Source organism: Pyxidicoccus fallax, from assembly GCF_012933655.1.
GTDB classification, from domain to species: Bacteria; Myxococcota; Myxococcia; order Myxococcales; family Myxococcaceae; genus Myxococcus; species Myxococcus fallax.
Genome location: NZ_JABBJJ010000100.1, coordinates 24,135 through 36,296 on the forward strand (window position 1 = coordinate 24,135; position 12,162 = coordinate 36,296).

Annotated in this window: 6 protein-coding genes; 1 reads left to right on the plus strand and 5 read right to left on the minus strand. The window is 71.4% G+C overall.

The genetic code is table 11. From position 1 onward, the window contains the following. Nucleotides 1-6 precede the first annotated feature (6 nt). From HG543_RS21930 to HG543_RS21940, 3 genes are all read right to left on the minus strand, one after another. Entirely contained in the window at nt 7-6,720 is a 6,714-nt protein-coding gene (locus HG543_RS21930) for a type I polyketide synthase (RefSeq protein ID WP_169346782.1), read from the minus strand. A 23-nt stretch (nt 6,721-6,743) separates the two neighbouring features. Further along, complete coding sequence (locus HG543_RS21935) at nt 6,744-8,372, minus strand: SDR family oxidoreductase (protein WP_169346783.1); 1,629 nt, start codon at nt 8,370-8,372, stop codon at nt 6,744-6,746. A 440-nt stretch (nt 8,373-8,812) separates the two neighbouring features. Next, nucleotides 8,813-10,642 carry an alpha-amylase family glycosyl hydrolase gene (locus tag HG543_RS21940; RefSeq protein ID WP_246357210.1) on the minus strand — a complete coding sequence of 610 codons (1,830 nt, stop codon included), beginning with the start codon at nt 10,640-10,642 and terminating at the stop codon, nt 8,813-8,815. Nucleotides 10,643-10,754: 112 nt separating this feature from the next. Between HG543_RS21940 and HG543_RS21945 the strand changes: the two genes are divergently transcribed. Beyond that, nucleotides 10,755-11,552, plus strand: coding sequence for a hypothetical protein (locus tag HG543_RS21945; protein ID WP_169346784.1), 798 nt, complete (start codon nt 10,755-10,757; stop codon nt 11,550-11,552). A gap of 3 nt (nt 11,553-11,555) precedes the next feature. On the opposite strand, the gene HG543_RS21950 is transcribed toward HG543_RS21945, so the two are convergent. Both HG543_RS21950 and HG543_RS21955 read right to left on the minus strand, forming a co-directional pair. Next, entirely contained in the window at nt 11,556-11,924 is a 369-nt protein-coding gene (locus HG543_RS21950) for a PadR family transcriptional regulator (RefSeq protein WP_211194080.1), read from the minus strand. A 25-nt stretch (nt 11,925-11,949) separates the two neighbouring features. Beyond that, a partial coding sequence (locus HG543_RS21955; protein ID WP_169346785.1) for a hypothetical protein occupies nt 11,950-12,162 on the minus strand: 213 nt, incomplete at its 5' end.

The following is a 12,162-nucleotide window of genomic DNA, read 5'->3' on the forward strand; positions in this document are numbered from 1 at the left end:
GGTGTCTCAAGCCATGGGCCGGGCAAGCCCGCCCTCGAACAGCATCCGGAGACGTCCCGCGTCATCGATGGCCGCGACGCTGCCGCACTGGACGACGTCTCCGTCCACGCGAGGCGCGAGCGCCTTCAGGGACAGGCGCAGCCGCGCGCCGCCCTGCCCTTCCACCAGGCTCCTGTCGAACGTGACGCGCTGGAGTTGAACCGGCGCGAACACGGAGTCCGACACCCCATCCACGTGCATCGCGCTCAGCCGCAGGGCCGCGTCCAGCACGAGCGCGGGGACGGCACGCCCCGCCTGCGACGGCGACTCCGGCAGGCCGAGCCGCGCGAAGCGGGTGGTCCGCTCCAGGCGAATCTCCTCCAGGCAGTCGAACATCTTCCGCAGCTCGATGGGACTTCCGGGCGCGCAGTGCGGGTCGTGGACGCTCACTCCGCTCCCCGAGGGCCGGGCCGCGTCGAGCCAGGACGCCCCCCGGGGCGGCTCCGCCGTCAGCGTGAAGCGGGCCTCGGCGTAGACGACGTCGCGCTCCAGCACCACGCCGGAGGCATGGACGATGTCGCCCGTCAGCCGCACCTGGACGCAGAGGCGGCCGGGCTCGTCGACGAGCGGCGTGCACTCGGCCCGCAGCGCCTGCCGCCCTCCGGGCTTCACGCGGATGAAGCGCGAGAAGCGGACGTCCTCGATGGTGACGGTGCGCAGCTCCGGCCTTCCATCGCCGAGCGCCGCCTGGAGCATCAGGTCCAGGGCCCAGGCCCCGGGCAGCGTGGGCGTGCCGCGGACGAGGTGGTCCTCCAGGCAGGGAACGCTCGCCGCGTCCACCACCAGCTCGCGTCGCGTGGGACGGGGAGGTTCCGGAGGCGGCGTCTCCACGGGCAGCAGCTCCAGCCCGTACCAGGCGCGCTCGCTCTCGGTGAGCTGCACGTTGATGGCCTCGCGCGGACGGCCGTCGACGAGCTGGAGGAAGAGTTCCTCCCCTTCCTCGGCGCGGATGCCACGCAGCCGGCGGCTGGCGCCGAGCACGTGGTACTCCGAGCCGCGCGTCATCCCGATGCCGTCCCAGGCCAGCCAGCCGACACTGGCCCAGCGGACCTCCTGGCTGGCGTCGCTGACCCAGGCGCAGAGCCGGTCCAGCGCCTCGTTCGCCGCCCCGTAGTCCGCCTGCCCGTCGTTGCCGATGAAGCTGAAGGCGGACGTGAGGACGTGGAACGGCACCGGGCGCGCGAAGCGGCTCGCGCAGGCGTCGCGCAGGTTCCGCAGGCCGAGCAGCTTCGTGTCCAGGTTGGCCCGGAGCTCACCGAGCCGCCGGCGGTTCAGCTTCTTGGAGGTCTGCGTGCCCGCGCCGTGGACCACCAGGTCCAGGCGCCCATGCTCCTGGGCCAGCTCCTGGACCACGCGCTCCACCTGCTCGGGTCGCGTCACGTCCACGGCCCGGTAGAGCATCCGGCCGGGGAGCCGCGCGAGCCCGTCGAGCGTGGCCCGCAGCTCACGCGCGGCGAGGTAGCGCTCGAAGCGCTTGCGCAGCTCGGGCATCCGGACGCCCGGCGTGCGGGCCAGCTCGGTGGCGTAGAACTCCCGTTCCACCTGGGGCAGGTCCTCATCGCGCGCCTGGAGCACCTGCTCGGGGGCTTCCGCCGGGTCGCTCCGTCCGACGAGCACCACCGTGCAGCCGTACCGCTTCAGGAGCGCTCCGGCGAGGACCGCCGTCACACCGCGCCCTCCGCCCGTGAGCAGCACCACCGAGCGCGAGTCGAGCGTGGACGCGGGGTCCGCCGTGACGCGCGTCGGACGGAGCCGACGGACGCAGCGCTGCTGTCCATCGAAGCAGACCTCGACGGAGGGGCCGCCCTCCTCCTCGGAGCCGAGCTCGATGGCGGTGAGCTGAAGCGCCGCCGCGAGCGGGAGGGACGCGGTGGAGATGGCCCGGACGTTCCGCGCGGGGACCTCGCGCCCGATGGACTTGAGCATTCCGGCGAACAGCCCCGTCATCGGATGCAGCGTCCGGCGCGGGCCCACTCCACCGATGCACAGGCTCGCCAGCTCGACCTCGCCCGCCGTCAGTCGCTCGTAGGCGCGGCGCGCGGAGAGGAAGAGCAGCTCCAGCGCCTCGTGACGCAGAGCCGTGTCGGAGACCACCTCGGCCTCGCCAGCACCGGGCGTGAGCCGGCACACAGCGAGGATGACCTGCGGGTCGAAGCCGAGCGCGTCGAGTCCGGCCTCCGCCGTCTCCTCGGACGAGAGGTCGATGGGGCGAATCCGTCCCTGAGCGCCCGACGTCCCCGCGAGGACGATGAGGTGCTCCGAGCCGCACAGGGCCTCGGCCTGGGACGCGAGCTCGCGGGCCACGGCCTCATCCTGCGCGATGAACAGCACCCGCTTGCCGCGCAGGTCCGGCGACCGGGTCACCCGGGCGGAGCGCTCGACGAGCACCGGCGCGTGGTAGTGGATGGGCGCCGCATGGTCGAAGCCGCCGGACGATTCCGGAGCGACGGACGCGGGAGCTGACGCGCCATCGCTTGCCGAGGAGACGGTGCCACCTCGCGCCTGCGACACCGCACCATTTCCGGCCCGTGCGGGTGTCTGGCCAGCCGGAACCGCCGAGGTCACGCCATCAAGGCTCCGTGGAGACACAGCCATCTGTGCCGGCATGAGTGTCTGGGCGGTCGACACCGGAGAGCTCGCACCGCGACCCTCCCGCGCGGGCGCAGGTGCAGGGGCAGCCGACTCCCGCGCTGGCGTGCTGTTGCGTACCAGCGCCGACGCCGGTGCCGCGACCTCGGCCCGCGCGGTGGCGGGCACGAGCTGGACCTCCAACCGCGCACCCGTCGCCGCATCCGGGTGGAAGACCAGCGTGGAGTCACGCCCTTCCGCCGCGGCCAGCACCGACCGGAAGACCGTGAGGCTCTCCTTCGCCGAGTGGGCCGGGAGCTCCACGCGATGCCCGGCGCCCCGCTGGCCACCCTCCGACATCCGGACGTGGCACAGCGGCTTCAAGCCCCGCCGCGCGGCCTTCGCGGCGGTGGTGACGGCCAGCATCACCACGCCCTCGCCTTCCGCGCCTTCACCCGGCCGGCGGACATGCGTGCTGCCCACGAGCACCAGCTCGAATCCGCTCTCCAGCACCCCGCGCGAAGCCCGGAGCGCCGCGGAAAGGGAGGCCGCGCCCGCGTCCACCACGAAGTTGGGCCCCTTGGTGTCGAGCGCTCCCGCGATGCGCCCCGGCGTGACGTTGGGCATCATGCCCTGGAGCGTGTAGGGCCCCGACGGCCGGAGGGCGCTCGTCACCACCTCGTGGAACCGCTCCGCCAGGGGAATGACCGTGGCGAACTCAGGGTCATGTCGGGCGAACTCACGAAGCTTGCGCCGCGTGGACGCGGCCAGCACCCGCTGCGTGGCCTCCACGCCCCGGCGCGTCTTCCCCTCCAGTCCGAGCACGATGGCGGTGCTCGACCGCATCGCCTCGAAGGCACCGAGCTTCTGGACGAGCGAGCTCGCGACGGCGAGCCCCAGGCGCTGCGTCAGGTCCATGTCCTCGGCGATGTCCGGCAGCAGCCGCACCGTGGACGGCAACTGAACGGCCCCCGTGTCGAAGCGCGCCCCCAGTTCGGCGGGCACGCCCGCCACCGGCAGGCCCCGCGCATCCGGGAACAGCCCCTCCGCGGCCACCACCACGAGCTCGTCACGCCCATCGCCAGCCTCCTGGGGACGATGCGCGGGTGTGCCTCCTCGGTACTCCTCGAGCACCAGGTGGGCGTTGGTGCCGCCGAAGCCGAAGCCGCTCGTGGCGGCGCGGCGCGGATGCGCACCGTTCTCCGGCCAGGGCTGCTCGCGCGTGCTCACCTCGAAGTCCGCCCCGAGCGCGCGCAGCTCCGCGCCCGGACGGTCGAAGTTCGACTGCGGCGGAATGAGCCGATGCTCGAACGCCTTGCACAGCTTGATGACCGAGGCGGCGCCCGCGGCCCAGCCGGTATGGCCAATCAGGGCCTTGACGCTGGAGAGCTGGATGCCGCGCCGCTTGCCGCCGAAGACGCGTGCAATCGACTTGAGCTCCGTGGCGTCCCCGGCCGGCGTGGCCGTCCCGTGCGCCTCGACGTACTGGATGCTGGACGGGTCGACCTCGGCCGCCGCGTAGCACGCCTCCATCGCGGCCACCTGTCCCTCCGAGCGCGGCACGTTGGCCGAGCTGCTCCGCCCGTCGCTGGAGAGCCCCGCGCCCCGGATGATGGCGTGGACCCGAAGGCCCGCGGCGAGCGCGTCCGGCAGGCGCATCAGTCCCACCATGCCCGCGCCCTCCCCGAAGATGACGCCGTCGGCTTGCTCGTCGAATGGCCGGCTGCCCGTCGCGGAGAGCCCCTTGAACTGGGAGAACAGGCAGCTGTTGCCGGGCCCGGGCGAGAAGACTCCGCCCGCGAAGACGAGGTCGGCCTCGCCCTGCTCCAGCGCCTTCATGCCCAGCGCGATGGCATAGAGCGACGAGGCGCAGGCCGCGTCCAGCAACGTCGTGGGGACACCGCGTCCGACCACGTCCGTCACCACCGCCTGGAGCGTCGCGTGGGGCGCCAGCGCCAAGGACCCTGCCTCGACACCGAGCGCCGCCCGCGCCGCGCGACCGAGGGCCTCGACCTCCGGACCGCCCACGCCCCGCTCGCGCAGGAGGGCTTCACCGGCCTCCAGGCACAGGGCGTCGTCGTACTCGGAAGACCCGTCTCCCGTGGAGCCGAGCAGGCACTGGATGCGCCCGGAGGAGTAGATGGCGGTCGCCTCCAGACCGCGCAGCGCCTGCGAGAGCGCGATGGCCAGCAGCTTCTGCTCCCGGATGTATCGCTGGAAGCGGGCGGGTTCGAGCCCCGGCGGAGCCACCAGGTCCGAGTCCCGCACGCGCCCCGTGAGCAGGGTGTACGTGCGGTCCGGCGTGCCCCTGGGCCCCGCGAAGTCCGTCACCAGCTCGGGCTGGAGCTGCCCGTGGTCGACGATGCCGCTGACGCCTCCCAGGATGTTCCGCCAGTACGCCTCCGGGTCCTTCGCGCCGCCGGGAAGCATGCACCCGAGCGACACCACGGCAATCGACGTATCCGCATCGTGCCCGGACGCCTTCGCGGCCACGGGCGCATCCGCCGGAAGCGCGCCGCCGATGGAGGACACCTCGATGGAGGAGCCCGCGGGGAGGATGCGCTGGACGATGCGCGCCAGCCGTCCGTCCGTCCCACAGTCCACGAAGCGGGTGCAGCCCGCGCGCACCAGCGTCTCCACCGTGCCGAGGAAGTCGAAGGGACGCACCAGGTGCGAGGCGAGCGCATCCGCCAGCTCATCGTGCCCGCCGGTGTACTCGCGCCGCTCGATGGGCGAGTAGAGGTGGCCCTGCGGCGGACGCATGGGCACGCCAGCGAGCGCGGCCCGGAACGCCTCCGCGGCCGGTGCCAGGACGGGGTGGTGGAAGGGATAGCGGCTGGAGACGAAGGTGAAGCCCTGCCCCCGGCCCTGCAGGAGGTCGCGGAGCTGCTCGAGCTCCGCGCGCGGGCCCGCGACCACCGTCTGGCGGGCGTGGTTGCGGCCGGCGAGCTCCAGGCTCCGTGCGCCGCTGTCCTTGATGGCCTGCGCCGTCTCCGCCTCGTCGAGGGCGACGGCCGCGAGCGTCCCGGCGTCGTCCGACACCGTCCGCAGGGCCCGGATGCGGTGGCACACCACCTCCGCGCCCGCGCGCAGGTCGAGCGCTCCGGCCGCCGTCATCGCGGCGATCTCCCCGAAGCTGTGCCCCACGAAGACTCCCGGAGCCACACCGTGGTTCCGCAGCCACCGGGCCCCGAGCACGCCGGACAGGTAGATGCCGAGCTGGTCGAGCAGCGGCGCCTGTTCGAGTGCGTGCCGGACGGCGGCGGCGTCCTGGGCCGCGAGCAGAGGGGCCACGTCAATACCTAGCGCCGCGCACGCCTTCCCGACCGCCGCGAGCTCGGCCCGCAGCTCCGGGTGCAGCGCCTTCAATCGGATGAAGAGCTCGGGCTCGAACGTGCCCTGCCCTCCGAAGAGGAAGACCGTGGAGCCGGGCTGCAGCTTCGGCTCCTGCGGCCTGCCCACGAATGCCCCCGTGGGAGCTCCCGGTGCGGGCTCCACCGCCCGCGAGCCTCCGGAGGAGGAGGGCCCCCCGAGCGTTCCCGGCGCGACCTCCACCACCCGCGCGGTACCCAGCGAGGCCGGGCCGGCCAGGAGCGTCCTCGCGAGCTGACGAAGCGACTCCGGGAACAGCTCGTTGACGGCGGCGCCTCCCCGGAGCACGCGGTCCTTGAAGCTCTGGGACGCCACGGGCTCGTCGATGTTCTCCATCGCCTCGTAGCAGCGCCGGAAGGAGGCGGGGAACGGGCAGAGCTCGCCATGCGCCCGGTCGGCGCACAGCACGGTCTGGTACCCACAGGCCACCGGCGTGCCATCGCTCTTCAGCGTCCGGAAGCAGAAGCGCAGCGACACCTCGCCCCACTCCTCCAGGGTCGTCAGCACCACGAGCCGGTCGCCCAGGACGGCCGGCGCCAGGTTGCGCGTGTAGCCCTCGTACGTGAGCAGCAGCACCTGCTCGAAGTCGCGCCGGAGCTCCGGCACCTCGAAGAAGCGCGGACCGAAGAGCAGGTGCTCGCGGCCGGCGCACTGGAACTTGAAGTTGGTGAGGAAGTGATGGCTCCCGTAGGCCATCGTGTCGTCGAAGTGGATGTCGTACGGGACAGCGAAGTAACCCATGGCGTGTGCTCCCCGGGAAGGACTCAGGACTCGAGGGCGAGGAGCGCTCGCACGTCGTGACCGTTGATGTAGGAGAAGCCGTTGCCGTTCCGGCTCGGCTCCCGTGCCTCGGCGGATACCGGCAGCAGCCCGTCCACCGTCCCCGAGAGCCCGGCATCCACCACCCAGATGGCGCCATTCACGCGCCGGGTCTTCGACCCCAGCAGCAGCTCGGTGACATCGGCGACGTCGTCGGCCGTGCAGAGCTGCCCGCCCGGCGTGGCCGCCTCCCACCGCGCGATGCGCGCCTCCGCGTCGGGGAACATCCCGAGCAGCTCGCCGTGCACCGGCCCGGCGGACACGCAGTTGGTCCGGATGCCATCGTTGGCCAGCTCCGCGGCCAGGTAGCGCGTGAGCGACTCGACACCCGCCTTCACCACGCCCTGGCACCCCAGGTCATGCATGTACCGCTGGGACATGGAGGTGGACATCGTGACGATACTGCCCCCGCCCCGGCGCGCCATCAGCGGCCGGGCGCGCATCGCGCACTCGTAGGTGCCGGTGATGCAGGTGCGGAACGCCTTGTCCCAGTCGCGCGGCGTAATCCGGTCGAACGGCCCGATGAGCCCGTTGGACGCGTTGCACACCAGGAAGTCGAGCCCGCCGAACTGCTCCGCGATGCTGGAGAACATCCGCTCCAGGTGCTCCTCCTGGGCGACGGAGCCCCACAGGTGCACCGCCTTCCCACCGGCGGCGACAATCTCCCGCGCGGTCTTCTCGCCCTCGTCCCGGGAGTGGAACGAGTTCACCACCACCGTCGCACCCGCCCGGGCGAGCCGGGTGGCGATGACCTTGCCGATGCCCTTCCCCGAGCCCGTGACGAGCGCGACCTTCCCCGTGAAGGGAAGCACGGGCCGCGGCGAGTCGAAGGACGGAGTGGCACGCACGGGAGCACTCACCTCGCGTGCGGGGGGCGCGGACACGGCCGGCTCGGGCAGCTGGGTGCGCACGGCGTCGCAGACGGCGGCCAGGGTGCGCAGCCGCTGGGACGGCGCCGGTCCCCGCGTCAGGCCGAACTCCTTCGAGAGCATGGCCAGCACCTCGGCCTGCTTCACGGAGTCGATGCCGAGCTCATCCTCCAGGTCCGCGTTCGGCGTCAGCAGGTCCTCGGGGTACCGGGTCACCCGAGCGAAGACGGCGCGCACCCGCGCCTCCAGCTGCGCCAACTCGGAGCGAGAGCCCGCCGATGCGACGACGGGCGCCAGCGCGGCCTCCACGGCTGGAGTCGAAGCAACAGTGGAAGCAGGCGCACTCGTGGACACCGGCACGGTACTCACGGACGGAACCGGTGCGACCACCGGAGCAGGCGTGGCAACGGGCGCCGGCCGCGGTGCCGGGCTCGCGACCAGCGGAGCCACCACCTCCGCGATGGCGCGCAGCGTGCGGGCCTTCCCACCCCGGGGCAGGCGGTCGGCGGGAATATTGAACTCACGACCCACCACGGCGGCGATTTCGGCGAGCTTCACCGAGTCGATGCCGAGCTCGTCCTCGAGCAGCGCATCCTCCGTGAGGATGTCGATGGGATACCGGGTGACAGAGGCAGCGCAGTGGCGAATCCGCTCCAGCACGTTCAGCGACACGTCAACGCCCTGCGAAGATGGATGGGAGGTCATTTCGGCTCCTTCGTTTCGGAGTTGCGCGAGAAGGAATGCATCAGCGGTCTGACATCACCTGCGGAGGCGGTTGGTATGAACTGACGAGCGAACCTGTCAGGTCACACGCCCCCCGTGACCGCCGCCGCGGTACGAGATGTGGCGAAGGAGCCCGAGAAATCAGGCTCCACGGTGACGTCGAATGAGCACCCGCGAAAACGACACGAGCCGCGAATCTTCCTCGCGGCTCGGTCAACCCATCGGAATCACGCGTCTCCGCCAGCGGAGCACACCCGTCTGGAACGAAAATCACGCGCTCGCGCGAGGAGCTGCCCGGCTCGCCAGCAGGGTCGCGCACCGACGCTTCCAGCTTCGGCGGACCGCACTCCTGGTGCGCAGCGGAAATCCAACCGCGACCGGGCCCGAAGACAGCTCCATGCAGGCCTGGCCGCGACTCTCGTTCAGCGGTCGCGTGAGAGGATGACCACGCTGTACGGACCGAGGTTGTTCAACGTGCCGCTCGCGGGCATGCCGTCCCGGCCGCTCCACCGGCCGCCCACGTCGAAGCTCTGGGCGTTGCCGAAGTCACCGGAATATCCCTGCCAGTCGCTGTTGAAGCGCACCTTCCATGTGCCATCGGAGGGCAGACCGAGCTCGTAGTTGGCGAGGTGCTTCCCACCGAAGTTCACGACGACGAGGGTGTCATCGCCCGGCCCACCCCTGTCCCAGCGGTGGAAGGCGATGACCTTGTCATCGTTGTTCACGTGGTGGACGTTGACGTGCTCACCGTGCAATCCCGCGGTGTTGTCATTCCAGTTGCGCCGCAGCTTGATGAGGTCGGTATAGGCCTGGTTGATGCCGGCGAAGTGCTCCTTCTTCTTCCAGTCGAGCGGGGCTCCGTCCTGGAAGTGGCCGTCCTCGAGGAACTCCTGGCCCTGGAAGAGCATGGGAATGCCGGGGCTCGTCATGGTGAGCGCGGCGCCGATGAGAGAGCGCTTCCTGGCGTGGTAGCCGCCCGCGTCCCAGCCACCCACCTCGCTCGGCAGGCGCTGCTTGCCGTTGGCCACCTCGTCGTGGCTCTCGGTGTAGATGACACGCTGGGTGGCGCTGCCGTTGTACTTGAAGCCAATGGCCCGGGCGACCGCGTGCATGTCCCGGTCGCTGTCGGAGAACGCGGTGAGGGCGGCGCGCACCGGGTGCACGAAGTTGGCGTCCCACTGTGAGCCGAAGCCCGCGCCATCCGGGTGGGTGACGCCCGCCTCGTTCCCCAGGTCCTCGGCGATGATGAGCTTCTGGGGGAACTCGCGTTCCACCGCGTCGTTGAGCTCCTTGAGGAACTGCCAGCCCTGCGGATTGTCCGCGCCGCTGGCCATGCGGATCTCCTTCGTGGCGTCGAGCCGCAGGCCGTCCATGTGGTAGTCGCGCAGCCACATCAGGGCGTTGTCTCGCAGGTAGTCGCGCACCTCGTGGCGACCGTAGTCCGGACGCGTGTGGCCCCAGGGCGTCTTCGCGCGCCAGTCCGTGTAGAAGTAGCTGCCGCCGTTGCCGTAGGTCTCCCCGTCGAAGTCCCAGTGCGGCAAGTCACCAGGCCCCAGGTGGTTGTAGACGACGTCCATCACCACGCCGAGGCCGCGCTTGTGGGCCTCGTCGACGAAGCGCTTGAGGTCATCCGAGCTGCCGTAGGCGCTCTCGGGGGCGTTGGGGTAGGCGGGGTTGTAGCCCCAGCTGAAGTCGGCGGCGAACTCGGCCGAGGGCATCAGCTCGATGACGTTGATGCCCAGGTCCTTCAAGTGGTCCAGATTGTCGATGGCGCGCTGCCAGTTGCCGGGGCCCCCGCCGGGCTCGTCGTGGAAGGTGCCCACGTGCATCTCGTAGATGACCACCTCGTTCCAGGGCGGCATCTGGAAGTCCCAGTCGTGCTTCCACGGGTACGCCATGTGGTCGACGATGACCGAGTTGCCCGTGGAGTTCGTCACGGCATTGGCGCGCGGGTCGCCCTTCCAGCGCCAGTCGCCGGACTTCCCCTGGACGACGTACTGATACTGCTGGCCTGCCTTGGCGCCGGGGACATCGAGCGAGAAGTTGCCGCTCGGCTCGCGCCGCAGCTCCACCGCCCGCCAGTTGCTGAAGTCGCCCGCCACCTGCACCCGCTGGGCGTTGGGTGCCCACACCCGGAAGGTGGTTCCCCCGTCGTAGGGGATGGCGCCCATGCCGGGGCGGCTGGAGGGCTCGGCGGACACCGCGGCGCTGTCTGGAGGGTTGCTGACGCGGGCGAATCCGGAACGGAGCATGTTCCTTGCTGAACGACGCGAAGGCGGATGCAAGATGGAGCCTCCTCGAAAGAAAGGGCTTTCCGTGTCACGCGCACCCTTTTCCTGGTGGAGTCCATTGCCGCTGGTTGTGATGGGAGTCGCCTGTGCGAGCGTCCAGCCGAAGCCGACGACCGACACGGCTTGCACGGACGCGAAGGCGCTGTGCTGGAACTTCGAGGAGGGCACGCTGCCGTCCGGCTGGACAGCGGGCCGTGACGAGTTCAGCGGCCAGCTCCTCGTGGACGACTCGCGGGCCCGCTCCGGCCGGTACGCGCTGCACGCGAAGGGGCTCGTGGGCGGCAAGGAGGGGACGCAGGGCGGCCCGAAGAAGACCCTCCGCTTCGAGCTGCCCGCCCACTTCGGTCCGGTGATGTGGGGCCGAGCCTATGTCTACACGACGCCCGCGCGTCCGGCCTCGCACGCGGGGCTCTTCAACGCGCGGTATCCACGGCCCGGCAGCGCGGACCGCGCGTTCGACACGCTCGACTGGTACGAGGTCGCCACCTTCCGCGAGAAGTACATGGCCATCTGGCACCCGCCCGAGCCGCCCGGCTTTCCGGAGTGGGTGCAGGTCTCCGACACGCCGCTCGTGCTCGACCGGTGGACCTGCCTCGAATGGCTCTTCGACGGTGCCAACGGAGACCACCCCGAGGCCGCGGAGCCGCGCGTCTGGCTCGATGGCGTGGAGCTCTCGTGGCCCGAGCGGTTCATCTTCTCCGACCCGCCCACCACGGCGCCGCTGGTGCGGGAGAAGGCCACGGACTTCACGGTCATCGAGGCCGGCGTCTTCCTGTACCAGGGCCTCTCGGTGCCCACCGACTGGTGGCTGGACGACCTCGCCGTCGGCACGCAGCGCATCGGCTGTGAGCCGGGCCAACAGTCCCGCTAGGAATCAGCCTCCACCCCGCGCTGCCAGCAGCGGGACGAGGTCCACGCCCTGCCACAACCGTTCGCGCATCTCGCGCGTGTCCGCCAGCGCCCGCGCGCCCCGGGGTGTCACGTTGAACAGCCGGCGGGAGGGACCGGCGACCGCCTCGCCACGCTCCGACGCGAGCAGCCCCTTCGCCTCCAGCCGGTCCAGCGTCGCGTACACCGCGCCGATGGCCACCTCGCGCCCGGCCACCTCCTCCAGCTCCCGGCGCACCGCCATCCCATACGCGCCCCCGCCTCCAGGGGCGCGCCCGGTGCGCAGCACGGCCAGCAGCACCTGCTCCTCGAAGGTGCCCAGGGGCGCGTCGGACGTCGTGGGCTGATTGGACACGGAACTCCTCCTCTGGAACGACAGTCTAGCCCTCGCGGAACACGACGGACGGGTCCATCCGGCTGGCTCGCCACGCGGGCACCAGCGCCGCGACGACGCCCACCGCCAGCAGCCCCAGCGTGGCGCCAGCCAGCGACAGCGGGTCCACCGCGCTCACCCCGTACAGGAACGAGGACAAGAGCCGCGCCAGCACCAGCGCCGCGACGGTGCCAATCACCCCGCCCAGCAGCACCAGCGC